Consider the following 25,993-nt stretch of genomic DNA (forward strand, 5'->3'; position numbering starts at 1 on the left):
CGCTCTTCGGCTTCTACCCCCGGCCCGCCCGGCCGGCGGCATGAACCCGAAGACTCATGCCTGCGAGGCGGCCACGGCTGCTACTTGCCGAACGTACCATACTTCCTGGTACGGGCTGGGATATCAATGCTTCGAGCAACGCCCGACGCGGTGCTCAATCTCACTCGGCACGCAGCACCAACACCGCCCGGGCATCTACGTTGACCTTCGCCCCGGCTGCCAGCGGCGTATCAGCCGAGTTTGCGGCGCCGTCGATCGCGGCAGTGTTGATCACAGGCGTCCACTGCTGGCCGAACTCCTTCGGCGGCAGCACGAACTCGATCGGTTCGTAGTGCCCGTTGAAACACAGCAGGAACGAGTCGTCGACAACCTGCTGCCCGCGGACACTCAGATCGGGGATGCCGTGTCCGTTGAGATACACCGACACCGACTTGGCGTAGCCGGTTTCCCAGTCCTCCGCGGTCATGTCGGACCCGTCGGGCGCGAGCCAGGTGATATCGGGCACGTTGGGGGCGCCGGGCTGGCGAACCGGCCTGCCGTCGAAGAAGCGTCGCCGCCGGAACACCGGGTGGGCGGCTCGTAGCGCCGACACGATCTTGGTGAACTCGAGTAGGTCTTTGTCGGCGTTGGCCCAGTCGATCCAGGTGATTTCGCTGTCCTGGCAGTACCCGTTGTTGTTGCCGCCCTGGGTGCGGCCCAGTTCGTCGCCGTGGCAGATCATCGGAACACCTTGGGACAGCAGCAGAGTGGTGAGAAAGTTGCGTTCCTGCCTGGCCCGTAGCGCAAGGATCTCCGGATCGTCGGTGGGCCCCTCCACGCCGCAGTTCCACGAGCGGTTGTGGCTCTCGCCGTCGTTGTTGTCCTCGCCGTTGGCGTCGTTGTGCTTCTCGTTGTAGGACACCAGGTCTCGCAGCGTGAAGCCGTCGTGCGCGACGACGAAGTTGATGGACGCGACGGGACGGCGCGCGGTGTGCTCGTACAGGTCGGCCGAACCGGTCAGCCGGTAGGCGAACTCGTCGAGCGTGGCGGGCTCGCCGCGCCAGAAGTCGCGAACGGTGTCACGGTACTTGCCGTTCCACTCGGTCCACTGCGGCGGGAAGTTGCCCACCTGGTAGCCGCCGGGCCCGACGTCCCACGGCTCGGCGATCAGCTTGACCTGGCTGACGGTCGGATCCTGTTGCACCAGTTCGAAGAACGTCGACAGCTTGTCCACGTCGTAGAACTCACGGGCCAGCGTGGAGGCCAGGTCGAAGCGGAAACCGTCGACGTGCATCTCGGTGACCCAGTACCGCAGCGAGTCCATGATCAGCTGCAGTGAGTGCGGATGGCCGACGTTGAGACTGTTTCCGGTGCCGGTGTAGTCCATGTAGTAGCGCTTGTCGTCCTCGACGAGGCGGTAGTACGCAGCATTGTCGATACCGCGCATCGACAGCGTCGGGCCCATGTGGTTGCCCTCGGCCGTGTGGTTGTAGACGACGTCGAGGATCACCTCGATGCCGGCCTCGTGCAGCGCCCGCACCATGGCCTTGAACTCCTGCACGTGGCCGCCGGGCGTGGCACTCGAGCTGTACCGCGGATCGGGCGCCAGGAACCCGATGGTGTTGTATCCCCAGTAGTTCGACAGGCCCTTCTCCAGCAGCGTCGAATCGTCGACGAAGTGATGCACCGGCATCAGCTCGATCGCAGTGATGCCCAACGACTTCAGATGGTCGATGATCACCGGATGCGCCACCGCCGCGTAGGTGCCGCGAATCTGCTCGGGAATGTCGGGATGAGTTTCGGTCAGGCCCTTGATGTGCGCCTCGTAGATGACGGTGTCGGCGTACTCGTGGCCGGGCGGCCGGTCAGTGCCCCAGTCGAAGTACGGATTGATCACCACGGCCTTGGGCATGTGGGCCGCCGAATCGTCGTCATTGCGGCTGTCCGGGTCACCGAAGTTGTAGCCGAACAGCGGCTGGCCCCAGTCGAAGGTCCCGTCGATGGCTTTGGCGTAGGGGTCGAGCAGCAGCTTGTTGGGATTACACCGGTGTCCGGCGGCGGGATCGTACGGACCGGTGACGCGGTAACCGTAACGCTGACCCGGCTCGATGTTCGGCACGAAGCCATGCCAGATGAAGCCGTCGACCTCGGGCAGGGTGACCCGTGCAGTCTCATTGCCCTCGGTATCGAAGAGACACAACTCCACACGCTCGGCGACCTCGCTGAACAATGCGAAATTCGTGCCCGACCCGTCGTAGGTGGCGCCAAGGGGGTAAGCCTTACCCCGCCAGATTTCGAGTTCGTGTTCCGTGGTTCGCTCGGCTGGATTCACAATCCGACTTTACGGTCCGCTGCGTTGCGTGACCATTCGGACAGCCCGCCCAGCGTGCGCCGAACCGGCGGGGGCTCACCCTGTTCACCGGCTCTGACCTGCCCGAATGCCCTTCGCCTTGGGTGAGGCGGACCACGGCGTTGTGACCGTCACACTGCACCGTTCGGGGCATCGCATTGCCGTCGGCGACGGTGTGCGCCAGGATCGTGCTCACCGCGAGCCGCCCGCGCCGGACCGGCTCACACCAGGATCCGACTAACTGACTTCGACGCCAGCCGAAAGCAATTCGTCGATCGCCGCGGCGGTGCTCTGCGGTGCGACACCGGCCGTCATCCCGGTGAGCACGCGGGTCCGCAGACCGGCTTTCACGGCATCGGCTGCCGTCGCCGCCACGCAGTAATCGGTCGCGATGCCGACCACGTCGACCTCGTCCACATCGTGGGAGCGCAGCCAGTCCATCAGCGTCGTTCCGGAATCGTCGACACCCTCAAAACCGCTGTAGGCGGCCGTGTAGTGGCCCTTCATGAACACGGCCTCCACAGCGCTGGTGTCGAACTCGGGGTGAAACGCCGCGCCCGGCGTCTCGGCCACGCAGTGCCGAGGCCACGACGCCTGATAGTCCGGGTGCTCGGAGAAATGCCCGCCCGGGTCGATGTGGAAGTCCTTGGTGGCCACGACGTGGTCGTATTCGTGGTCGCCGACGAGCAGTTCGCTGATGGCGCGCGCCACCGCAGCACCGCCGGTGACCGCCAGGGAGCCACCCTCGCAGAAATCGTTCTGCACGTCGACGACGATCAGTGCCCGCTTATGCCGTTTTGCTCCTCGCGTCCGCACGCGCCCTTCTGCTCCTCGCGTCCGCATGTGGTTCATCTCACTACTGCACTTGCACGCTGGCGACGGTGCGGTTGAGGTGGTGCAGTTTGATCTCGACAGTCCCGGGCGTATCGACGGTGAACTGGAACTGTTGACCGGTGCGCGGCTCGATCTTGAAAGTGTGGTCCGGTGCGGAGTCTACGTACAGCTCATCGGCGGCGTCGCTGTTGACCCGCACCACGATGGGCTCTTGCGCCTTGCCCTGCAACGACGCGTTGGTCGGTGTCACCTCACCGCCCTTGATGGTTACGTCTATGACCAGCCGGGCGGGCGCCTGCTGCTGGTTTGTCATGTCTGACGGATTGACAGCGGTCACCGAAGGTGTCGTCGAGCCGGTCTCGCTCGACGAGGACTTGTCGGAACTGCCGCATCCGGCCGCCAAGAGTGCTGCCGCGGCCGCCAGGGTGATCAGTCTGCATATACGCGTGTTCACGGTGAACCATCTTCGTCTGTAAGGTCCCGCGAACCGCCTTCTCCCGGCCCGGCGTTTCCTTTGGTGTCCGGAATGCGGCGATCTCCCCGACGACTACAACGGCGGGGATGAATGCCGGCAGCACCGGCAGCAAGGTGGTCAGCCAGGGCCGGAACACCTACTGAGTGCTCCACGGTGTCACCGGCCGCTCGCGCGCCACTCCGTCGATCGTGACGTCGACCCGCTCGTCGAAGAAGCAGATCAGCCCGCGCACGAGCTCGGCGTCGTGTAGTGGCTCGTGGTAGCTCCATGCCACATCTGCCGATCCGCCTGGCACGGAATAGTAGCTCGCCCGGCCCTTGTATGAGCAGTAGCTGATCGTGTTGCTTTCTGCCAGTGCAACTTTCACATCTCTCCGGGGAAGGTAATACCGCGTCGGCAGGAGCGTCTCGAATAACAGTGTGGGATGGCTGGATTCGGCCAGCAGCTGGCCGTCGAGCTCCACGCGGACGTGCCTGCTGCTGCGCAAGATGTCGATGCGGTGGAACGGATCACGCGGGTGGGCGAGGATCGGTTCGTCTTCCTCACGCCACTCGAAGCTGGCGAAGTCGAGGATCAGGTACCCGGCCAGATCCGGATCGTCCGGCTGATAGGCGGCCGCGACGCCAGTCTCCTCGCCCGCGATGACGTCGAATTCGATGCCCGGGCAACTGTGCGTGGCGAAGGGAATCGACGGGTCGAGAAACCCGGGGATCTCATCGTCGCCTGACTCCGCACCGGCCGGCACCAATCCTGCGGTCAGCGCGCCGCGGGGCACCGCGTAGCTCGGGACGACCCGCCGAGGCTCCCACACCAGAACGGCCGCGCAGGTGTCGGCCACCGGCTCGCCGCCCATACAGGCGCGGATCCGTTTCGCCGTCGGCTGATACCGAAGGGTGTCCAGACTTTCGGCGAGTAGGTCTGACACCTTGGCAGCCATATCGGCCATTATCGGCCAGGTGGACCGACTGGCACACGGAGGACAAGGAAACTCTCAGGTACCGACGTAGTCCGCGAGATGCTTCCCGGTGAGGGTCGACAGGGCCGCGGATGCGATCGTGGGTGTCGGCGGGGTGAGAAGTACTACCATTCAGCGAATCTCCTGGAGGCGGATGAGATTGCCGGCTGGGTCCCGCAACGCACAGTCGCGGACGCCGTACGGCTGATCGGTCGGTTCCTGGATGATCTCGGCGTCGGTTGCCTGCAGCCGTTCGAAAGTGCCGTCGAGATCCTTGGTAGCCAGGATCAGGCTGGCGAGGGTGCCCTTGGCCATCATCTCGGCGACGACCCGCTGTTCCTCATCGGTGATGCCCGGAGTGGCCGTGGGAGGGAACAGCACGATTGATACGTCGGGCTGCTCCGCCGGACCGACGGTGATCCAGTGCATACCGTTGTAGCCGATGTCCTTGTGGATTTCGAAACCGAGGATGTCGCGGTAGAACGTCCTGGCGGCATCCGGATCGTTCTGCGGGAGGAAGCTTGCGCTGATGGTGATATCCATGTTCGTCACGCTAATTGCGGGTTGGGGCTCGACGCTTCTCGATTCCTGATCGGTCTGGTCACCTGCTTGGCGACGCACGCCGGGATGCCCTGGGTGGAGTCGGCCATCTGCTGGCGGTAGGTGCTGGGCGGGACGCCGACGAGTTCGGTGAAGCGCGTGCTGAACGTGCCTAGCGACGAGAAGCCGACCGCGAAACAGACCTCGGTGACCAGGTGGTCGCCGGCGCGCAACAACGACATTGCACGCTCGATGCGCCGAGTCATCAGGTAGCTGTACGGCGACTCACCGTAAGCAAGCTTGAATTGCCGCGATAGATGCCCCGCCGACATGTTCACGCCGCGGGCGAGCGCTTCCACGTCGAGTGGCTGGGCATAGTCGCGGTCCATCCGGTCACGCACGTGGCGCAGCAGCGCGAGGTCGCGCAATCGTTGCACGTCGGGGCTGGTGGCCACGTGTTCGATGCTGCCACAAACGAACCGGCGCGTCCGCCGGGCCGGGCGGTAGGCTGCTGTCGGTGAGACCGGCACAGCTGGCGGCGCTGGATTTGCGGCAACGCGACGGGGTCACATGCGGCCCTACCGTCGCGGTGGTGGCGGGCCTGCTGGTGGACCCGGCGTATCGCGCAACCCTGCTGGGGCCCGCCGGCCGGAAGTGGTTCTCCGACGAGCAGCATCGGGTTCACGAGGAGATCAACCGCATATGGCCACGCCGGCTCGGTGCGACACCGGCGGGCATGGCCCGGGCACTGACACACCACAGCATCCGAGTCGCCTACCGTTGGCGGCCGTTTCGCGGCGACCAGGATGGTTTGGTCGATGTCCTGGCTGCGCTCGAGGCCGGCTGGCCGGTCACCATGCTCGTCGGCGGTCGCGGTATCCCACGGCACTGGGTGCTGATCGTGGCGGCTGCCGATGACGTCCTGCAGTGCTACGAGCCGACATCGGGAACGGTGGTTCCCGTTGATATCGCGGAGGTTCGCGGCGCCCGTGTCACCGGGCTGGGATTCCCGCGACCGTTTGCGTTCGTCCTGCCGAGTGGTCGGCAATGCGAGCCAACCACGAGCTGGCGGTGAAGTCCTGTACCAGGCGCTGTGGCGAGCGGGTAGCTCCCTGTGGCATTTTCGGCGTTTTGCCGCGAAAACCTACACGCTCGTCAGAGCGTCCAGAGGCGCATGGTGAGTAGCGTCGGAGTTCGCCCTATTAGCGCGGTTGCTACTCGGCTGAATCCGCGCGCGGTCCCAGGATGGCCTGTGATGCAGCGATGGCCGGATCGTAGATCTCGCGGATCTCACGGCCGTCTTCAACGATCATCGCGGTGAGTTCACGCAGTCCGCCCAGCAGGATGATGGCCATCGGGCGGGTCAGCCGCGGCAGTTCGGCGTGCCGGAAACCGGCGTTTGCACTGAGATCGATAAGGAGGTCGGTTAGTTCGCGCATGGCCTCGCGCTGCAGCGGACGAGCCTGGGCGCCCAGCGCGGGCAATTCCCGTATCCAGCTCAAGGTCACGGCGGGGGCGGACTCGATGTGGTCGACATAGGCGCCGACGGCCTGTGAGATCTGGCTCTGCCAGGGTGCCTCGGCGTCGACGGCGGCGCGGATCTCGTCGGCCAGGCGCGCGTTGTTGAGCCGAAGTAACTCGATGAAGCAGGCTTCCTTGCTGGAGAATTGGTCGTAGAACGTGCGCTTGGAGGTGTGGGCGTACCGGACGACGTCGGCGACGGTGGTCTCGCGGTAGCCCTTGTCGGTGATCCCCGTCGCGAGCCCGTCGAGCAATCGCAGCCGGAAGGTGTCGGTTCCGGCGGGAGCGCCGGAACCCGCGAGTGCAGCAGTCATCTCACCACCCTTGCATCACCTGGTACCTGGGAGTACCGTACTACACACGTTAGTGGTACATCGCAGTACCATCACGTGGCTGGAGATGGCATGACCGAAACAGTGACCGTCATACAACCCGAAGTCGCCGGCATGCGGATCCCGCCCGGTCCGCGGATCCCCGTGCTGTTCCAGGGCGCCGGGTATGCGTTCGCCCGGCGGTGGATGGTCAAACGGATATCCCGGCGCTACGGCGACATCTTCACCCTTCGCCTCCCGATGTTCGGCCGCACCGTCATCGTCGCCGAACCGCAACTGGCCAAGCAGCTGTTCCAGGCCAACACCGAAGATGTCGGCAACATCCAGCCCAACCTGAGTCGTATCCTCGGATCTGGCTCGGTGTTCGCGCTCGACGGCGCCGGTCACCGGCGCCGTCGCAAGCTGCTGACGCCGCCGTTCCACGGCAAGAGCATCCGCAACTACGAAACCATCTTCGAAGAGGAAACTCTGCGCGAATCGGCCAGCTGGCCCGAGGGCCGGGAATTCGAAACGCTCGAGCCGATGATGCGCATCACCCTCAATGCCATCCTGCGTGCGGTATTCGGCGCCGACGGAGAACAACTCGACGAGTTGCGGCGCATCATCCCGCCCTGGGTGACTCTCGGATCACGGCTCGCGGTGCTGCCCAACCCGACGCGGGACTACGGCCGGTTCAGCCCGTGGGCGCGGCTCGCCGAATACCGCAGGCAGTACGACGCGGTGATCGACCGGCTGATCGAGCGGATCGAATCCGACCCCGAGTTCGAGCACCGCGACGACATCCTCGCGCTGCTGCTGCGCAGCACTTACGAGGATGGTTCGGCCATGTCCCGCAAGGACATCAGCGACGAGCTGCTCACACTGCTGGCTGCCGGGCACGAAACCACGGCGTCCACGCTGGGGTGGGCGTTTGAACGCATCAGCCGCCACCCCGAGGTGCTCGCCGAACTGGTCACCGAGGCCGCCACCGCCGGCAACGAGTACCGTCAGGCGACCATCCTGGAGATACAGCGGGTCCGCACAGTCATCGATTTCGCCGGCCGCCACGTCTACGCGCCCGCATTCGAACTCGGCGAGTGGGTGATCCCGCGCGGTTATTCGGTCATCGTCGCGCTCGCGGCGATTCAGGAACGGCCCGAGGAGTTCCCGGACCCGGGCCGGTTCGATCCGCAGCGGTTCGTCGGCAACCGTCCCGGCCTGGGCTGGATTCCATTCGGCGGCGGCACCCGGCGCTGCGTGGGTGCGGTGTTCGCCAACGTCGAGATAGACATCGTGCTGCGAACGGTGTTGCGGCACTTCGTCATCGAAACCACCACGGCACCCGGCGAAAAGGTGCACTCGCGCGGCGTGGCCTACACCCCGAAGTCAGGCGGTCGGGTCGTCGTGCACCGTCGCGCCACCCCGCTGGGGCAGTAGCGGTTACTGACTGGCGGTTTGGCGCTTCGGCAGCTTCCAGCCCGGCCGCGGAAAGTGGCAGGTGTAGCCGTTGGGGAAGTGCTGCAGGTAATCCTGGTGCTCGGGCTCAGCCTCCCAGAAGTCGACGGCAGGCGTGACCTCGGTGACCACCTTGCCCGGCCACAGGCCCGAGGCGTCGACGTCGGCGATGGTGTCCAGTGCGACGCGTTTCTGCTCGTCGTCGAGGTAGAAGATCGCCGAGCGGTAGCTGCTGCCGACGTCGTTTCCCTGCCGGTCCTTGGTGCTCGGATCGTGGATCTGGAAGAAGAACTCCAGCAGCGCCCGGTAATCGGTCTGGGCGGGGTCGTAGACGATCTCGACGGCCTCAGCATGGCCGGGATGATTGCGGTAGGTGGGGTGATCGTTGCGCCCACCGGTGTAGCCCACTTGCGTCGACACCACGCCCGGTTGCTTGCGGATCAGATCTTCCATGCCCCAGAAGCAGCCGCCCGCCAGGATTGCCGTGGAGTAGTTGCTCATTGCGCGCGCTCCTTCAATAGGGTCTTCGGGCCAGTGGGTCCCATTGTGCTCCGGCGCTACCGTGGGGCCCACACGGATAGTAGTAACGGCAGCTCTCGCCGGTTTACTCCTGGCGGCCTCCGCAATCTGTGGGCCAGATGTGCTGCCAAGCAAGGCTGAACACCACGCCGATGGGCGTTAAACTCTTGTGCGCCAACTATATTACCGCGCTAGCCTGGCGAGCATGACCGAAAAGCTCAAGGTCGACCTGCGCGGCGCTCCGCAGACCATGCTCGCGACGTTCTATGCCAAGGCGCTCGATGCCGACCTGCCGAACTCCGTTCTGCATGACACCTGGGCTAAGGGCATCGTCGATCGCATCGACTACGACTGGAGCCAGACCACCATCACGGCCGCGAACTCACCCGCGGTGACTACCCGCAGCGCGCACTTCGACAAATGGGCCCGCCAGTTCCTCGCGGTGCATCCCGAGGCCGTCGTGTTACACCTGGGCTGCGGGTTGGACAGCCGATTCTTCCGGTTGGCGCCCGGGCCGGGTGTCGAATGGTACGACATCGACTATCCCGACGTCGCGCGGTTACGCACCGAGCTCTACCCAGCCGCGGAGCACTACCACGTCGTACCCGCCTCTGTTACGGATCCCGTTTGGCTGCAGGATATTCCGACCGGTAGGCCCACACTGATGATCGGCGAGGGCCTCACCATGTACCTCACCGAACAAGACGGGGTCGCCCTGCTGCGCAGGGTGGTGAACCGATTCGATTGCGGAGAACTGCAGTTCGACGCGTTCAACTGGCTGGGCGTCAAAGCGCAGTGGATGAACGCCGTGGTGCGGCGCGCGGGAGCTCATCTGCATTGGGCGATCAACAAGCCCGAGGACATTCTCGATGCCGTCCCGGGCACCCGGTTGCTGGCTTGGGCGTCACCGTTCGACGACGGTTCGTTCGACCACGTGGTCTGGTACTACCGGTGGACCGTGAAGGCGATGGGGATGCTGCCGGTGTTGCGATACATGGCGCAGTACCACCGCTACGCATTCTGAGCCCGAGGAGCGGTGGTGGGCCTACGACGTCGGCGTCGATGCATAACCTGGACGGGTGGCGACCGCCAGTGTGGTGTTCAACGGCCCGGCGAGTCCCGGTCTGACGCTGGTTCCGCTGCGCCGCAGTGCCGGTGATCCATGCTTTCGCACCGGTGCCGACGGGGCGATCTGGCGCACGAGCCTCATGCGTACCGGCCCGGTCACCGCCCGGATCAGCAAGACGGCGCACGACACCGTCGACTGCGAGGCCTGGGGTGGCGGCACTGCGGAGTTCCTGGATGGGCTGCCGGACCTGCTGGGTGCGGCCGACGACGACAGCGACTTCGATCCGGTGGAGCCGACGATCGCCGAGGCCTATCGGCGCACCCCCCATCTGCGGCTGGGTCGCACCGGGCGGGTGCTCGAGGCACTGATCCCGGCGATCATCGAGCAGCGGGTGTCGGGCCTGGACGCCTGGCGGGCCTGGCGCGCACTGGTCACCCGCTACGGTGCGCCGGCACCCGGGCCTGCGCCGAGCGGGATGCGCGTCGTGCCTAGCGCCGAAGTGTGGCGACGCATCCCGTCGTGGGAATTTCATCGGGCCAATGTGGATCCGGGCCGGGCCCGCACCATCGTCGGTTGTGCGCAGCGGGCCGATGCGCTGGAGCGGCTGGCTCCGGACCGGGCAGTCGCGGGCCTGCGGTCGCTACCGGGAGTAGGGGAGTGGACCGCAGCGGAGACCGTGCAACGCGCGTTCGGTGACTCCGATGCGCTGTCGGTCGGCGACTACCACCTGGCCAAGGTGGTGGGGTTGAGCCTATTGGGTACGCCGATCGACGATGCGGCCATGGTCGAGCTGTTGGAGCCGCTGCGGCCGCATCGGCACCGGGCGGTGCGACTACTGGAAGCCAGTGGGCTGGCGGTCAATCCGCGTCGTGGTGCCCGTCAGGCGATACCGAATCTGTGGGCCCTGTGAGTCCGCGGTACCCGGATACGCACCTGCCCGTATAGCGGCGACGCTGCCGAAGGCCGGCGTGCTGGACACGACGAAAACCGCTGGGCGGTACGGTAATCCAGACGTTGTACTGGAAGTCCTACCGCAAGATGCAGCAAAACCCTTGGTAAGCAGCGAGCTACGATCTGATAGCGATTTCGTGATGTCGATGTCTGTCGGAGCGGTCCCGATGTCGATGTCTACGATGGTGGTCGCGCTCAATGCGCAGCTGCTGTGCTGGCTCGATCTGTGGCCCGAAACGGGCAGTAAAAGGCTATTCCAGCGTGTCGCGAGCAAAATCTAAGAATCTGACCAGGCTTTTCTGCAAACCCAACAGGTTCATATAACAACTGTATAACGCCATTGTTAAGTCGGTGTAGCAAATACAAATAGCTGCTGAGCAGACCTCGGGGCGATCGGTGCGGGCCTGGAAGTAGTTTGGCTGAGCTATGAAATCCCAAGCGGGGCAGGGCTTTTCCGGAAGCTTGTACATTGGTAGACGGATGGGACGGGTCGAGCGGGGAAATATGGTTAGGCTTAGCTAAGTTGGCGTGCCGCACGGTATTTGCCCTATCGTTTTGTCCACTTATGGTTGTCCACTTGGTGTGTCGGACATAGCCGTCGTTCATCGCCGCACGAACGGCTTGCCTCGCCGAGTGGCCTACGCCAGCTTTTGAGCGTGGTTGGAGGGCTAGTGGTAATGGCGCCCAATAAGGTCGGGTTGTACAACTCCGCATACGAACATGACGCCTGCGGCGTCGCGATGGTCGCCGATATGCACGGCCGTCGCAGTCGCGACATCGTGGACAAGGCGATCACGGCGCTGCTGAACCTGGAGCACCGTGGCGCTGCGGGCGCGGAACCCAACACCGGCGACGGCGCAGGCATTCTCCTGCAGGTACCTGACGAGTTCCTGCGCGCTGTCTGCAAGGAACAAGAAGGCTTGGAGCTCCCTCCCGAGGGCAGCTACGCCACCGGTATCGCGTTCCTCCCGCAGTCCTCGCGCGACGCCAAGCTGGCGTGCGAGGCAGTCGAGAAGATCGTCGAGGCCGAGGGGCTGAAGCTGCTGGGCTGGCGCGACGTCCCGCACGACGACTCTTCGCTGGGCGCACTGGCCCGTGACGCCTTGCCGACGCTGCGTCAGGTCTTCATCGGCGGCGCCGAAGGTATGGAGCTGGAACGCCGTGCCTACGTCATCCGCAAGCGCGCCGAACACGAACTCGGCACCAAGGGCCCCGGCCAGGACGGCCCCGGCCGCGAGACCGTGTATTTCCCCAGCCTTTCGGGCAAGACGATCGTCTACAAGGGCATGTTGACCACGCCGCAGCTGCGAGCGTTCTACCTGGACCTACAGGATAAACGGCTGACCAGTGCACTGGGCATCGTGCACTCCCGGTTCTCCACCAACACCTTCCCGTCGTGGCCGCTGGCGCATCCGTTCCGCCGCATCGCCCACAACGGTGAGATCAACACCGTCACCGGCAACGAGAACTGGATGCGGGCCCGCGAGGCGCTCATCCACACCGACGTGTTCGGGTACCACAACGACCTGAACAAGATCTTCCCGGTGTGTACCCCGGGCGCCTCGGACACGGCCCGGTTCGACGAGGTCCTCGAACTGCTGCACCTCGGCGGGCGTCCCCTGCACCATGCGGTGCTGATGATGATTCCCGAGGCCTGGGAACGCAACGAGGAAATGGACCCGGCCCGCCGGGCCTTTTATCAGTACCACGGCTCGCTCATGGAGCCGTGGGACGGTCCGGCATCGGTTTGCTTCACCGACGGCACCGTCGTCGGCGCCGTGCTTGACCGCAACGGGCTGCGACCGTCGCGTATCTGGGTGACCAACGACGGTTTGGTCGTCATGGCGTCCGAGGCCGGCGTCTTGGATCTCGATCCCTCGACCGTGGTGCAGAAGATGCGCCTTCAGCCCGGCCGGATGTTCCTGGTGGATATGGCCCAGGGCCGCATCGTCTCCGATGAGGAGATCAAGGCCGAGCTGGCCGCCGAACACCCCTACCAGGAATGGTTGGACGCCGGGCTGTTCCACATCGACGAGCTGCCCCAGGGCAAGTACGTCAAGATGCCGCACGACCGGGTGGTCCACCGCCAGCAGGCGTTCGGCTACACCTACGAAGAGCTGAACCTGCTGATCGCGCCCATGGCACGTACCGGCGCTGAAGCGCTCGGGTCGATGGGCACCGACACGCCGATGGCCGTGCTGTCGCAGCGGCCCCGGATGCTGTTCGACTACTTCCAGCAGCTGTTCGCCCAGGTGACCAACCCGCCGCTGGACGCCATCCGCGAAGAGGTGGTCACCAGCCTGCAGGGCGCCATCGGTCCCGAGGGTGACCTGCTCAACCCCGATGAGAACTCGTGTCGTCAGATTGTGCTGCCGCAGCCGATCCTGCGTAACGCCGAGCTGTCCAAGCTCGTCGACGTCGACCCCGACCACGAGATCCGCGGCCGTAAGCACGGCATGCGGGCCGCGGTGGTGAACTGCCTGTACCCGGTGGCCGACGGTGGCGCCGGCCTGCGCCGGGCGCTGGAGGACGTACGCACCAAGGTGTCGCAGGCCATCCGCAACGGAGCCCGCATCATCGTGCTCTCCGACCGCGAATCCAACGAATGGCTCGCGCCGATTCCGTCACTGCTCGCCGTCTCCGCCGTCCACCATCACCTGGTCCGGGAACGCAGCCGCACCCAGGTGGGCCTTGTGGTCGAATGCGGCGACGCCCGCGAGGTGCACCACATGGCCATGCTGTGTGGTTTCGGCGCGGCAGCGATCAACCCGTACATGGCGTTCGAATCGATCGAGGACATGATCGACCGCGGCATCATCACCGGGCTGACCAGTGACCAGGCCAAGGCCAACTATGTGAAGGCCGCGGGCAAGGGTGTCCTCAAGGTGATGTCCAAGATGGGCATCTCTACGCTGGCCTCCTACACCGGTGCCCAGCTGTTCCAGGCGGTCGGCGTCGGCCGGCGGGTGCTCGACGAGTACTTCACCGGATTGCACTGCCCTACAGGCGGTATCGGCCTCGACGACATCGCCTCCGAGGTGGCCGCGCGGCACGAGCTGGCGTACCTGGACCGGCCCGACGAGTGGGCACACCGCGAACTGGAGGTCGGCGGCGAGTACCAGTGGCGCCGCGAGGGCGAGTACCACCTGTTCAATCCGGACACGGTGTTCAAGCTGCAGCACTCGACCCGCACCGGGCAGTACTCGGTCTTCAAGGAGTACACCCAGCTGGTCGACGACCAGAGCGAGCGGATAGCTTCGCTGCGCGGGCTGTTGAAGTTCAAAGACGGTGTACGGACGCCGATTTCGATCGACGAGGTAGAGCCCGCCAGCGAGATCGTCAAGCGGTTCTCCACCGGTGCGATGAGCTACGGCTCGATCTCGGCCGAGGCCCACGAGACGCTGGCCATCGCGATGAACCGGCTCGGTGGCCGGTCCAACTCGGGTGAGGGCGGTGAGAGTGTCGACCGCTTCGAGCCCGACGCCAACGGTGACTGGCGCCGCAGTGCCATCAAGCAGGTGGCATCCGCCCGGTTCGGCGTGACCAGCCACTACCTGACCAACTGCACCGACATCCAGATCAAGATGGCCCAGGGCGCCAAGCCCGGTGAGGGCGGGCAGCTTCCGGCGCACAAGGTGTACCCGTGGGTGGCCGAGGTGCGGCATTCGACGCCGGGCGTCGGGCTCATCTCACCGCCGCCGCACCACGACATCTACTCGATCGAGGATCTGGCGCAGCTGATCCACGACTTGAAGAACGCCAACCCGGCAGCGCGCATCCACGTCAAGCTGGTGAGTGAGAACGGCGTCGGAACCGTGGCCGCGGGTGTTTCGAAAGCGCACGCCGACGTGGTGCTCATCTCCGGGCACGACGGCGGCACGGGTGCCACCCCACTGACTTCGCAGAAGCATGCGGGCGCCCCCTGGGAACTGGGCCTGGCCGAGACTCAGCAAACGCTGCTGCTGAACGGGCTTCGCGACCGGATCGTGGTACAGGTGGACGGTCAGCTCAAGACGGGCCGCGACGTGGTCGTCGCCGCGCTGTTGGGCGCCGAGGAGTTCGGCTTCGCCACCGCTCCGCTGGTGGTGTCGGGCTGCATCATGATGCGGGTCTGCCACCTCGACACCTGCCCGGTGGGCGTGGCCACCCAGAACCCGGCGCTGCGCGCGCGCTTCAACGGCAAGCCCGAGTTCGTCGAGAACTTCTTCATGTTCATCGCCGAGGAAGTCCGCGAACTCATGGCCCAGTTGGGCTTCCGCACGGTCAATGAGATGGTCGGCCAGGTCGACATGCTGGACACCAGCCGCGCCGCCGAGCACTGGAAGGCCTACAAGCTCGACCTGTCGCCGGTGTTGCACGAGCCGGAATCGGCCTTCATGAATCAGGACCTGTACTGCAGTTCGCGCCAAGACCACGGTCTGGACAAGGCGCTCGATCAGCAGCTCATCGTTCAGAGCCGCGAAGCATTGGACACGGCTACGCCGGTCCGTTTCTCGACCAAGATCACCAACGTCAACCGCACCGTAGGCACCATGTTGGGCCACGAGGTCACCAAAGCCTATGGCGAGCAGGGGCTTCCGGACGGAACCATCGATATCACGTTCGAGGGCTCCGCTGGCAACAGCTTCGGCGCATTCGTGCCGCGTGGCATTACGCTGCGGGTGTACGGCGACGCCAACGACTATGTCGGCAAGGGCCTTTCGGGCGGTCGCATCGTGGTCCGGCCCTCCGACAATGCGCCGGCCGGTTACGTTGCCGAGAACAACATCATCGGCGGCAACGTGATCCTGTTCGGCGCCACCAGCGGTCAGGCCTTCCTGCGCGGTGTAGTGGGCGAGCGGTTCGCCGTCCGCAACTCGGGTGCGCACGCCGTCGTGGAGGGGGTAGGCGACCACGGCTGTGAGTACATGACCGGCGGCAAGGTGGTCATCCTCGGTGCCACCGGACGCAACTTCGCCGCGGGCATGTCCGGTGGCATGGCCTATGTGTACGACCCGGCCGGTACGTTCCCGCAGAATGTGAATGCGGAGATGGTCGATCTTGACGGTTTGGACGGCACCGACCGCGAATGGCTGCGCGGTATGATCACCGCGCACGTCGACGCGACGGATTCGGCCGTGGGACAGCGGATTCTGGCCGACTGGGATGGCGAGACGGAGAACTTCGTGAAGGTAATGCCGCGGGATTACAAACGGGTGCTGGCGGCGATCGCTGAAGCTGAGGCTGCCGGTTCTGATGTCAACGAATCGATCATGGCGGCGGCTCGTGGCTGATCCGAGCGGTTTCCTCAAGCACACCACCCGCGAACTGCCGGCCCGCCGGCCGGTGCCGCTGCGGTTGAAGGACTGGAAAGAGGTCTACGAAGACTTCTCCCACGACGCTCTGCAGGTGCAGGCATCACGTTGCATGGACTGCGGTATCCCGTTCTGCCACAACGGCTGCCCGCTGGGCAATCTGATCCCCGAGTGGAACGACATGGTGTTCCGGGGCCGGTGGCGTGACGCGATCGAGCGTTTGCACGCGACCAACAACTTCCCGGAGTTTACCGGCCGGCTATGCCCGGCGCCCTGTGAGGCGTCGTGTGTGCTGGGCATCAACCAGGATCCGGTGACCATCAAGCAGGTCGAGGTCGAGATCATCGACAACGCCTTCGAGCAGGGCTGGGTCAAACCACTGCCACCGGATGTGTTGAGCGGCAAGAAGGTTGCGGTTGTCGGATCCGGGCCCGCAGGCCTGGCCGCGGCTCAGCAGCTGACCCGCGCCGGGCACGACGTCACGGTGTTCGAGCGCGCCGACCGTATCGGTGGTCTGCTGCGGTACGGCATCCCCGAGTTCAAGATGGAGAAGCGCCACATCGACCGCCGTCTCGAGCAGATGACGGCCGAGGGCACCAAGTTCCGTACGGGTGTCAACGTCGGCGTGGACCTCACAGTCGAGCAGCTGCGCGAAGACTTCGATGCTGTGGTGCTCGCCGGCGGTGCGACCGCCTGGCGCGACCTGCCGATCCCGGGCCGTGAACTCGACGGCATTCACCAGGCCATGGAGTATCTGCCGTGGGCCAACCGGGCCCAGGAGGGCGACGATGTGCTGGGTTCCGACGGCGAACCGCCCATCACCGCCAAAGGCAAGAAGGTCGTCATCATCGGCGGCGGCGACACCGGCGCGGACTGCCTGGGCACCGCACACCGGCAGGGCGCGGCGAGCATCCACCAGTTCGAGATCATGCCGCGGCCACCGGAGGCCCGCGCAGATTCGACCCCGTGGCCGACCTATCCGCTGATGTTCCGGGTATCCAGCGCGCACGAGGAGGGTGGCGAGCGGGTCTTTTCGGTCAATACCGAGCAGTTCGCCGGTGCCGACGGGCGGGTGACCTCGCTCAAGGTGCACGAGGTCGTTATGAACGCGGGGAAGTTCGAGAAGGTCGACGGCTCGGACTTCGAGCTGGACGCTGACATCGTGTTCCTGGCAATGGGTTTCGTAGGCCCCGAGCGGGAAGGCCTGCTGACCGAGCTGGGTGTCGAGCTGACCGACCGTGGAAATGTGGCGCGTGACAAGGACTTCCAGACCACCGAGCCGGGCGTGTTCGTCGCAGGCGACATGGGGCGTGGGCAGTCTCTGATCGTGTGGGCGATCGCAGAGGGTCGCGCTGCAGCGGCCGGCGTCGACCGCTACCTGATGGGTCACACTGCGTTGCCGGTGCCGATAAAGCCGACCGCCGCTCCGCAGCGATGAGCGCTTGCGCGAAGAGCCGATGGTAGCGATGAGCTAGCGGGCAGACGGCTCTGCGGCGCGCCGGCGCTGCGGGGAATCTGATCCGTTCAACCGCCCTTGGCGAGTGGCTGCGCTCGCGGTGCCGTCGGCACGGCGCGACCACGTTGCATGCCGGAGTTCACGGCACTGACAGTGTGAAAGACCTCGACAGCGTCTACCGCACGATCTTTCATGGCAATTTCTTATTCTTTGCCCGCTTTGTTACGGCATCGTGATGTTCGGGTGAGATGGCGTCCAGGAAGTGATGCAGGCCACGGGTAGAGGCGAATTTATCGCCACTTCTATCACACTAGTATCACCAGAAACATCAGTTGTTTTTGCGGCGTGGCATACACTGTTTGCCAACGAACAGGTATCTAATGACTTTATGAGAGTGCTGCGGTAACGTAGAGCCACGGGCACAGCTATCAAAACATCGCAGGAGTGATCACCGTGTACAACATGCCGCTGAGTCGGTCGCGGATGGGACGAATCGCCTGGTCATGGTTCCGCCACCCCGTGAAGAGCCGCGAGTTTCCGGCCAAGAATGAACGTCTCATGACGGCCGACGAGCTACTTCGCTTCGGAGTTTAAGACCTCGGTACGTATCTTCGTCCGTGGTCGTAGTGGCCTGAGGGCCCGCATTTGCTTCGGCAAGTTTGTCAGTTCGTGCCCGAGATAACGAGTCGTATCAGCGCCGTTGAGCAAAAGTGTTTCGCCGACCGACCGCGCCCGGCTGTGCTGGTAGGCGCGGCCGGGCGCCGTGGGGCCGGCTACCGAGCTACGCGCTCAGCTGGCCCGAATCCCGGATCGTCTCGGCGAGCGGTTCCAACACCGCCGGGTCGTAGGGCGGCGGCAGGTAGATGATCGCCAGATCCAGCCCCTCGGCTCCGAGTGCGGCGGCCTCATCGACGACCTTTGCGTAGTCGCGGTCCGCGCCCAGGCGAATGTGGGCTGACAGCGTGATCTCCTTCGGATCGCGACCGAGATCGGCGCAGTGGGCGGCCAGCACGTCGCGCTTGCGGGCGAACTCCTCGGGTGATCCGCCGACAAAGTTCCAGTGATCGGCGTACTTGGCGGTGATCCGCAACGTGCGCTTCTCACCGCTGCCGCCGATGCAGAACGGCGGGTGCGGCTGCTGCGGGCCCTTGGGTTCGTTGCGGGCGTCCTTGAGTTGGTAGTACTTGCCGTCGAACGTCGTCGTCTCTTGGCTCAGCAGACCCTTGAGCACCTCACAGGCCTCCTCGAAGCGGTCGAAACGTTCCTTGATGCTGCCGAGTTCGATGCCGTAGGCGCCGGATTCCTCTTCGTTCCAGCCGGCGCCGATGCCCAACTCCAGGCGTCCGTCGGAGATGATGTCAAGGGCCGCGGCCATATTGGCCAGCACGGCGGGATGGCGGTAGTGGATGCCGGTGACGAGCACGCCGACGCGGAGTCGTTCGGTCGCTTGGGCCAGCGCGGTCAGCGTGGTCCAACCCTCAAGACAGGGGCCGGTTGGATCGGAGAAGATCGGGTAGAAGTGGTCGAATGTCCAGCCCGATTCGTAGACGTCGATGGTGTCGGCCGCGCGCCAAATGGCGAGCATGTCGGCCCAGGCGGTGTTCTGCGGAGAAGTTTTGAAGGCGAATCGCACGTACATCGAAACTAGTCGGCGTAGGTGAATATTTCCTGCTCGGGTTTGCTTCCGGGCCGATTTCGGAATGCGCTGGGTAATCTCGCGTGGGAGTGCACCCTCGAAGCGGCCAGGAGCGAACTATGAGCGAGTATGCAGTCACCGACCCGGCAACCGCGGAAGTCGTCGCCACTTATCCGACCGCAACGGATGCCCAGATCGAGGCCGCGATCGATGCCACTGCCAAGACCGCCCGCACGTGGCCGCGTACCACCACGGTGGCCGACCGTGCCGTGCTTCTCGGGAAGGTCGCCAAGCTGCACAAGAAGCGTCGCGAGCAACTGGCGAAGGTCATCAACCGCGAGATGGGCAAGCCCATGGACCAATGCCTGGGCGAGGTCGACTTCTGCGCCGCGATCTACCAGTACTACGCCGACAACGCCGAAAGGTTCCTCGCCGACGAGGAGATCACGTTGCTCGACGGGGAAGGCACCGCGGTGGTCAAGCGCGGGCCCATCGGTGTACTGCTCGGAATCATGCCGTGGAATTACCCGTACTACCAGGTGGCGCGGTTCGCCGGCCCAAATCTGGTGGTGGGCAACACGATTCTGCTCAAGCATGCGCCGCAGTGCCCTGAGTCGGCCGAACTGCTGCAGTTGATCTTCCTGGAGGCCGGATTCCCGCAGGGCGCCTACGTCGACATCCGTGCCACCAATGAGCAGGTTGCCGAGATGATCGCCGACCCACGGGTCGCGGCGGTCTCGCTCACCGGCTCGGAGCGGGCCGGTGCCGCGGTCGCCGAGATCGCCGGACGCCACCTGAAGAAGTGCGTGCTCGAGCTCGGCGGCTCCGATCCGTTCGTCGTGCTGTCGACCGACGATCTCGACGCGACGGTTGAATCGGCCGTGGCCGGCAGGATGGAGAACACCGGACAGGCTTGTAATGCGGCCAAGCGGTTCATCGTCGCCGAGGACATCTATGACGACTTCCTGACGAAGTTCACCGAGAAGATCCTGGCTGCCGCGGATGGGGTCGCGCCATTGTCCTCGCTGCGGGCGGCTGAGACGCTGGAACACCAGGTGAAAACCGCGGTGGACGCGGGTGCGAAGTTGACGTCGGCCGGGGAGCGCCAGGGCGCGTTCTTCCCGCCCGGTGTGCTGACCGGCGTCACCGAGGACAACCCGATCCATGGCCAGGAGCTGTTCGGTCCGGTGGCCGTGGTGTACAAGGTCGGCTCGGAGGACGAGGCGGTGGCCGTCGCCAACGACACTCCGTTCGGGCTTGGCTCCTACGTCTTCACCACCGATCCGGAGCAGGCCAGGCGGGTCGCCGATCGGATCGAGGCGGGCATGGTGTTCGTCAACGCCGTCGGCGCCGAAGGTGTCGAGTTGCCGTTCGGCGGGGTCAAGCGCTCCGGTTACGGACGCGAGCTCGGCAGGTACGGCATCGATGAATTCGTCAACAAGAAGCTGATCCGCATCGCGGGTTGACGGGCCTCAATGCGGGCGGTGCGCGACGTGCGTGCGCGCATGTTCGACCGCGTCCTCGAGCGAATCGACCAAGTGGTTCTCGTGGCGCAGTGACTCGAACACGCCGACATTGGCCAGCAACTCGATGTGTTCGGGGCGAACACCCTTGATGATCACCGTGATTCCGCGTGACTCCAGCTCGGTGGCGATCTCCGCGAGGGTGTGGGCGCCCGTCGCGTCGAGCATGCCGAGTTGCGACATCCGGATGATGACGACAGATGTGCGGGGGTGCTCGGTGTCGATGATCGCATTCGAAATGCGCTCGGCCGCACCGAAGAACATCGCACCGTCGAGGCGCAGCAACGCTATCTCGTCGTCACCGGGCAATTCGGGCCCGGGCAGCTCCTCGCGAACCACACTGCTGCGGTGGGAAATCGAACGCAATGCGAAGAAGGCGGCCACCACGATGCCGATCTCAACGGCTTCGATGAGGTCGAAGCACACGGTCACGACGGCGGTCAGCACAAAGGTCAAGGCATCAGAGCGGGTGGAGCGCAGGATCTTTCGGATCGTGCCCACCGAGATCATCCGGAACGACGTCACCATCAGAACCCCGGCCAGCGCGGCGAGCGGAATCGTCGACACCGGCCCGGTCGCCAGGTACACCACGCCCAGCAGGACCAGCGAGTGCACGATCGCCGCCACCCGTGTCCTGGCGCCGGAGCGGACGTTGACCGCGGTGCGCGCGATCGCTCCGGTCGCGGGCATGCCGCCGAACACACCTGAGGCCACCGAGGCCAGGCCCTGACCGACCAATTCGCGGTCGGGATCGTATGGCCCAGTTGGCGACATGGTCGCGGCAACCCGCGCCGACAACAGCGATTCGATGGCCGCCAGTGCGGCGATGGCCAGTGCGGCACCGAGCAACGCGCGCATGGCGCCCAGGTCGGTGTGGGGCAGCACCGGCGCCGGCAAGTGCGACGGTAATTCACCGATCGCGGCAACCGGGATGTGCAGCACTGCGACCAGAAGCGTGACGATGACCACGGCGGTAAGGGATTCGGGAATTGCCCGGTGCACTCGGGGGAGCGCGATCATGAGAAGCGCGACAACGGCAACCACGCCAAGGGTGGTCGCCGCGGCCGCCCAGTCGGCGTGGGCGATGACAGTGAACGCGGCGGGCAACGTGCGCTCACCGGCCGGTGCTGCCTGGGCGAAGGCAGCGGGAACCTGCTGCAGGAAAATGATGGTCGCGATGCCCAGGGTGAACCCCTCGATCACCGGCCACGGAATGAACGTCACGGCCCGGCCCAACCCGGTGACGCCGGCCGCCAGCACCAGCAGGCCTCCCACCACCGTCACCAACGCGATGCTGCCCAGCCCGTGTTGGGCGACGATCGGGGCGAGCACCACCGCCATCGCTCCGGTCGGCCCAGACACCTGGACGTGCGAACCGCCGAACACAGCAGCGACCAGCCCGGCCACCACCGCCGTGATGAGGCCTGCGGCAGCCCCGACGCCCGAGCTGATCCCGAATGCCAACGCCAACGGCAGCGCCACCACGCCGACTGTCACCCCCGCCAGGATGTCCCGGCGCCATGAACGCGGAAGCTCGGTGTAATCGTCGCGCTGAGGCAGCAGCCGCGCGATCACAGCTGTTGCCCGATGGGCGGGAGCGTCTGCAGTGCCTCCAGCTGATCGCGTTGCGCGCCCAGTGTGTCGGCCAGGAAGGTTCGGGCGATCACCAGCAGCTCGGAGATCTTGGGGTGGGCCAGTTCGTAGAACACCGCGTTACCGACGCGCTGGCCGCTGACCACATGGTGACGTTTCAGTACCGCCAGGTGCTGCGAGAGCAGCGTCGGCTCGATGTCAATCTCGGCGAGAATTTCGCTGACGGGGGTCGGTTCACCGCTGGCGGAAAGGATTTCGAGGATGCGGATCCGCGCCGGATGGGCCAGGGCCTTGAACAGGTTGGCCTTGATCTCGTACAGCGGTTGTTCGGGGCTGCCGAAGAAGCGATGGGGCACGATGCGACCTGATGAATTGGTGGATTGAAGAAAATCTCAATCCAGGATAGCCGGATGCCCGTGCGCACCGCAACCGGGCACACTGGAGCCCATGGATCCGGTGACCGCACTACGCCAGATCGCGTACTACAAGGACCGGGCCCGGGAGGACCCGCGCCGGGTGATGGCCTACCGGCGGGCCGCCGACGTGGTCGAGGCGCTGACCGACGAGCAGCGTCAACGGCTGGGTGCGGCCAATAGTTGGCAGTCTCTGCCCGGTATCGGACCCAAGACCGCGACGGTCATCGCGCAGGCATGGGCCGGCCGCGAGCCCGAGGTACTGGTCGAATTACGTTCGACAGCAACCGATCTGGGTGGTGGTGAGATTCGCTCCGCGCTACGCGGCGACCTGCATGTGCACTCCAACTGGTCGGACGGTTCCGCGCCGATCGAGGAGATGATGCTCGCCGCAAAGGAATTGGGGCATGAATACTGCGCGTTGACCGATCACTCGCCGCGACTCAAGATCGCCAACGGACTGTCCCCGGAGCGGCTGCGTGAGCAACTCGACGTCATCGACGACCTGCGCGACACGGTCGCACCCATGCGAATCCTCACCGGCATCGAGGTTGACATCCTCGAGGACGGCTCTCTCGATCAGGAACCTGAGTTGTTGGAGCGGCTCGACGTAGTGGTGGCCAGTGTGCATTCCAAACTCGCCATGGACGCCGCGTCGATGACGCGTCGCATGTTCAAGGCGGTCTCGAACCCGCATGTGGACATCCTCGGCCACTGCACCGGCCGGCTCGTCACGGGCGGCCGCGGCACTCGTCCCGAGTCGAAGTTCGACGCGGACAAGGTGTTCACCGCCTGCCGGGACCACGGCGTCGCGGTGGAGATCAACTCCCGCCCCGAGCGCCGCGACCCGCCGACCCGGCTGTTGAAGCAGGCACTGGAGATCGGTTGTCTGTTCAGTATCGACACCGATTCGCACGCCCCCGGCCAACTCGACTTTCTCGGTTACGGTGCCCAGCGGGCGCTCGACACCGATGTCCCGGTCGAGCGCATCGTCAACACCTGGCCTGCCGATGATCTGCTGCAGTGGACCTCAGGTCGCTGAGCTAAACGGATTCTCTCTCGGCAAGAAGCTCAACTGCATTAATCGGGCAGCATAGGCATCTCCCACCCCTGTTCGCGGCCGACCAGCACGCCCCGTGTCAGCAGCGCGGTACCGAACCGCTGCCGGATCTGGTCCACTGCCGAATCCACGGCGACGAGATCCGGGCCGCTGTCGAACGGGAGCTCCAGCTGCTGACTGCCGTCACGATCGATGTTGCACACTGCGAAGCCGATCAGGGTAAGACCCCGCTGAGCGACCAGCGGCGCAGCTGCGTCGACCAATGCACGGGCCGCACCCAGGACGTCCTCGGTAGACGCGGTGGCTCGCGGCAGCGTGTGCGATCGCGTGGCTCGGCCGTAATCGTCGAACCGCAGGCGCAGCACCACAGTTCGGCCGGTGCGTCCGGACGCGCGCATCCTGCGGGTGATGCGCTCGACGAGGCTGATCACCACGGCGTCGACCTCGGTCGCCGACATGATGTTGCCGCGGCGGCCGAGGGCTCGCTGAGCACCGACCGAATGTCGTCGCACCCCGGTGGTCACCCGGCGCCGATCGATGTTGCGGGACAACGCGAACAGCTGACGGCCCATGGCCCCGCCGACCATCGCGGAGAGCGCGGACTCGGGCAGTTCGGCGACATCGGCCACTGTCTCGATACCGTGCGCGTGCAGTTTCTCGGCCGTCTTGGCTCCGACACCCCACAGCCGGCGCACCGGCAGCGGACGCAGGAACGCCAGTTCCCGGTCCGGCGGGACCAGCAGTAGCCCGTCGGGCTTTGCTTCCTGACTGGCCACCTTGGCCAGAAACTTCGTCCGGGCGATGCCGACGGTGATCGGCAGGCCGACCCGGGCACGAACCTGCTCACGCAACCGCCCGGCGATCTGAACCGGCGTTCCCGCCACCCGGCCGAGGCCGGACACGTCGAGAAATGCCTCGTCCACCGACAACGGCTCGACGATGGGCGTGGTGTCGTGGAAGACCTCGAAAACATCGCGGCTGGCCTGTGTGTATGCCGCCATCCGCGGTGCCACGACGACGGCTTGCGGGCACAAGGCGCGGGCCTGATGGCCGCCCATCGCCGTCCGCACGCCGAATGCCTTGGCTTCGTAGCTGGCCGCCAACACCACGCCCGCCCCGACGATCACCGGCCGGCCCCGCAACGCGGGATCGTCGCGCTGCTCGACCGACGCGTAGAACGAGTCGAGATCGGCGTGCAGGATGGCCACCTGCGGAGCAGGTGAAACGGCAGAAGCCTGCGGAGCAGGTGAAACGGCAGAAGCCTGCGGAGTAGGTGAAACGGCAGAAGCCTGACCATCAGACACGAACATATGTTCGCATGCTGCTCCGACAGATGCCTATGCCAGCGGTCAGGCGGCGGTCCCATAGATGCTCGTGAGCCAGATATGCGCGAGGGTGTCGACGACCTTCTCGTGCTCTACAGCAGGTTGTTCGCCGGCGAGCGTGGCCATCATCATGCGCTCGTTCATCAAATTGAGTGAGGTGGCCAGGTCGAGCGCGGGGATGGTGTCCGGCGCGGTGCCGCGTTGGCGTTCGGCAGTGATCAGGGCTGCGGTCAGGCTGATCCACTTCTGCATCAGGCCGGACCAGAAGTCCCGGAATTCTGGGCTGCTGTTCAGTGCCTCGGTGCCCGCGCGTGCGGTTGCCGGATGCGATCCGAATGAACTGAAGAAGATCTCGATACCGCGGCGGATCGCCCGCTTGGGGTCCGCAGGCATATCTTCCAATGCCTTGTCGAAGCCGGTGTCCGCTCGCTTGATCAGCGGATCGAGCAGGGATAACAGGACGGCTTCCTTGGAGGTGAAATAGAAGTAGAACGTGGGCCGCGAGATGCCTGCGCCCTTAGCCAGATCGTCGACCGAGATGTCGGCGAACGCCTTGGTCTCGAGCAGTCGCGACGCCGTCGCCAAGATTGCCGCTTCACGGTCGTCACCCGACGGTCTCGTCGCGCGGCGGCCGCGTGGGGCGCGGGTCTGGGCAGTTGCCACAACCAGCAGACTAACAGTGCGTCGAAATTTCCGACATATCGTTGACTGAATCAACATGGTGTTGATACCGT

General features: G+C 65.1%; 21 protein-coding genes and 1 pseudogene. 9 read left to right on the top strand and 13 right to left on the bottom strand.

Annotation, left to right across the window (positions count from 1 at the left end):
• Positions 1–160 precede the first annotated feature (160 nt).
• From glgX to B133_RS0118595, 6 genes are all read right to left on the bottom strand, one after another.
• Complete coding sequence (gene glgX / locus B133_RS0118560; protein ID WP_018603174.1) at positions 161–2,311, bottom strand: glycogen debranching protein GlgX; 2,151 nt, start codon at positions 2,309–2,311, stop codon at positions 161–163.
• A gap of 255 nt (positions 2,312–2,566) precedes the next feature.
• A complete protein-coding gene (locus tag B133_RS0118570; protein ID WP_036418731.1) occupies positions 2,567–3,145 on the bottom strand; it encodes an isochorismatase family protein in 579 nt (192 codons plus the stop codon).
• 40 nt (positions 3,146–3,185) lie between these two features.
• A complete protein-coding gene (locus B133_RS0118575) occupies positions 3,186–3,617 on the bottom strand; it encodes a hypothetical protein (RefSeq protein WP_051088069.1) in 432 nt (143 codons plus the stop codon).
• Between the two features lie 157 nt (positions 3,618–3,774).
• Positions 3,775–4,575: a DUF427 domain-containing protein gene (locus B133_RS0118580; RefSeq protein WP_026256608.1), complete on the bottom strand. Its 801-nt coding sequence runs from the start codon at positions 4,573–4,575 to the stop codon at positions 3,775–3,777.
• Positions 4,576–4,725: 150 nt separating this feature from the next.
• A complete protein-coding gene (locus tag B133_RS0118590) occupies positions 4,726–5,136 on the bottom strand; it encodes a VOC family protein (protein WP_018603184.1) in 411 nt (136 codons plus the stop codon).
• A 5-nt stretch (positions 5,137–5,141) separates the two neighbouring features.
• Entirely contained in the window at positions 5,142–5,522 is a 381-nt protein-coding gene (locus B133_RS0118595; RefSeq protein ID WP_369751500.1) for a helix-turn-helix transcriptional regulator, read from the bottom strand.
• Positions 5,523–5,650: 128 nt separating this feature from the next.
• Between B133_RS0118595 and B133_RS0118600 the strand changes: the two genes are divergently transcribed.
• Positions 5,651–6,208, top strand: a complete 558-nt coding sequence (locus B133_RS0118600; RefSeq protein WP_018603188.1) for a hypothetical protein — start codon at positions 5,651–5,653, stop codon at positions 6,206–6,208.
• Between the two features lie 139 nt (positions 6,209–6,347).
• On the opposite strand, the gene B133_RS0118605 is transcribed toward B133_RS0118600, so the two are convergent.
• Complete coding sequence (locus B133_RS0118605; protein ID WP_018603190.1) at positions 6,348–6,968, bottom strand: TetR/AcrR family transcriptional regulator; 621 nt, start codon at positions 6,966–6,968, stop codon at positions 6,348–6,350.
• Between the two features lie 90 nt (positions 6,969–7,058).
• Here B133_RS0118605 and B133_RS0118610 point away from each other — a divergent pair, with 90 nt between their 5' ends.
• Positions 7,059–8,402 (top strand): cytochrome P450, encoded by a 1,344-nt coding sequence (locus B133_RS0118610; RefSeq protein ID WP_018603192.1) that lies wholly within the window; start codon positions 7,059–7,061, stop codon positions 8,400–8,402.
• A 3-nt stretch (positions 8,403–8,405) separates the two neighbouring features.
• On the opposite strand, the gene msrA is transcribed toward B133_RS0118610, so the two are convergent.
• Complete coding sequence (gene msrA, locus B133_RS0118615; protein ID WP_018603195.1) at positions 8,406–8,921, bottom strand: peptide-methionine (S)-S-oxide reductase MsrA; 516 nt, start codon at positions 8,919–8,921, stop codon at positions 8,406–8,408.
• Positions 8,922–9,144: 223 nt separating this feature from the next.
• Here msrA and B133_RS0118620 point away from each other — a divergent pair, with 223 nt between their 5' ends.
• The 5 genes and pseudogenes from B133_RS0118620 (at position 9,145) to B133_RS0118640 (ending at position 17,691) form a co-directional block, all read left to right on the top strand.
• Positions 9,145–9,963: a class I SAM-dependent methyltransferase gene (locus B133_RS0118620; RefSeq protein ID WP_026256609.1), complete on the top strand. Its 819-nt coding sequence runs from the start codon at positions 9,145–9,147 to the stop codon at positions 9,961–9,963.
• Between the two features lie 55 nt (positions 9,964–10,018).
• Positions 10,019–10,918, top strand: coding sequence for a DNA-3-methyladenine glycosylase (locus B133_RS0118625; protein WP_018603199.1), 900 nt, complete (start codon positions 10,019–10,021; stop codon positions 10,916–10,918).
• Positions 10,919–11,037: 119 nt separating this feature from the next.
• Positions 11,038–11,240 (top strand): annotated as a pseudogene (locus B133_RS25050) (hypothetical protein); the annotation flags it as partial.
• Positions 11,241–11,636: 396 nt separating this feature from the next.
• Complete coding sequence (gltB, locus tag B133_RS0118635) at positions 11,637–16,232, top strand: glutamate synthase large subunit (protein ID WP_018603203.1); 4,596 nt, start codon at positions 11,637–11,639, stop codon at positions 16,230–16,232.
• Positions 16,225–17,691: a glutamate synthase subunit beta gene (locus tag B133_RS0118640; protein ID WP_018603205.1), complete on the top strand. Its 1,467-nt coding sequence runs from the start codon at positions 16,225–16,227 to the stop codon at positions 17,689–17,691. The genes gltB and B133_RS0118640 overlap by 8 nt, the downstream gene beginning before the upstream one ends.
• A gap of 799 nt (positions 17,692–18,490) precedes the next feature.
• Here the strand turns inward: B133_RS0118640 and B133_RS0118650 are convergent.
• Complete coding sequence (locus B133_RS0118650) at positions 18,491–19,342, bottom strand: LLM class F420-dependent oxidoreductase (RefSeq protein ID WP_026256610.1); 852 nt, start codon at positions 19,340–19,342, stop codon at positions 18,491–18,493.
• 122 nt (positions 19,343–19,464) lie between these two features.
• On the opposite strand from B133_RS0118650, the gene B133_RS0118655 reads away from it, so the two are divergent.
• Positions 19,465–20,811 (top strand): NAD-dependent succinate-semialdehyde dehydrogenase, encoded by a 1,347-nt coding sequence (locus tag B133_RS0118655; protein ID WP_018603208.1) that lies wholly within the window; start codon positions 19,465–19,467, stop codon positions 20,809–20,811.
• A gap of 6 nt (positions 20,812–20,817) precedes the next feature.
• On the opposite strand, the gene B133_RS0118660 is transcribed toward B133_RS0118655, so the two are convergent.
• On the bottom strand, positions 20,818–22,443 hold the full coding sequence (locus tag B133_RS0118660; RefSeq protein WP_018603209.1) for a SulP family inorganic anion transporter: 1,626 nt from the start codon (positions 22,441–22,443) through the stop codon (positions 20,818–20,820).
• Positions 22,440–22,817 (bottom strand): metalloregulator ArsR/SmtB family transcription factor, encoded by a 378-nt coding sequence (locus B133_RS0118665; protein WP_018603210.1) that lies wholly within the window; start codon positions 22,815–22,817, stop codon positions 22,440–22,442. Before B133_RS0118665 ends, B133_RS0118660 begins: the two co-directional genes overlap by 4 nt.
• Before the next feature lie 91 nt (positions 22,818–22,908).
• On the opposite strand from B133_RS0118665, the gene B133_RS0118670 reads away from it, so the two are divergent.
• On the top strand, positions 22,909–23,916 hold the full coding sequence (locus tag B133_RS0118670) for a PHP domain-containing protein (RefSeq protein WP_018603211.1): 1,008 nt from the start codon (positions 22,909–22,911) through the stop codon (positions 23,914–23,916).
• A 38-nt stretch (positions 23,917–23,954) separates the two neighbouring features.
• Here the strand turns inward: B133_RS0118670 and dinB are convergent, their stop codons facing one another.
• The gene (gene dinB, locus B133_RS0118675; protein WP_232423324.1) at positions 23,955–25,244 is read right to left on the bottom strand and encodes a DNA polymerase IV; all 1,290 of its coding nucleotides are present in this window, start codon (positions 25,242–25,244) and stop codon (positions 23,955–23,957) included.
• A gap of 39 nt (positions 25,245–25,283) precedes the next feature.
• A complete protein-coding gene (locus tag B133_RS0118680) occupies positions 25,284–25,922 on the bottom strand; it encodes a TetR/AcrR family transcriptional regulator (protein WP_026256611.1) in 639 nt (212 codons plus the stop codon).
• Between the last annotated feature and the right edge of the window lie 71 nt (positions 25,923–25,993).

Origin of the sequence: Mycobacterium sp. 155 (assembly GCF_000373905.1) — a bacterium.
In the GTDB taxonomy this organism is placed as follows: domain Bacteria; phylum Actinomycetota; class Actinomycetes; order Mycobacteriales; family Mycobacteriaceae; genus Mycobacterium.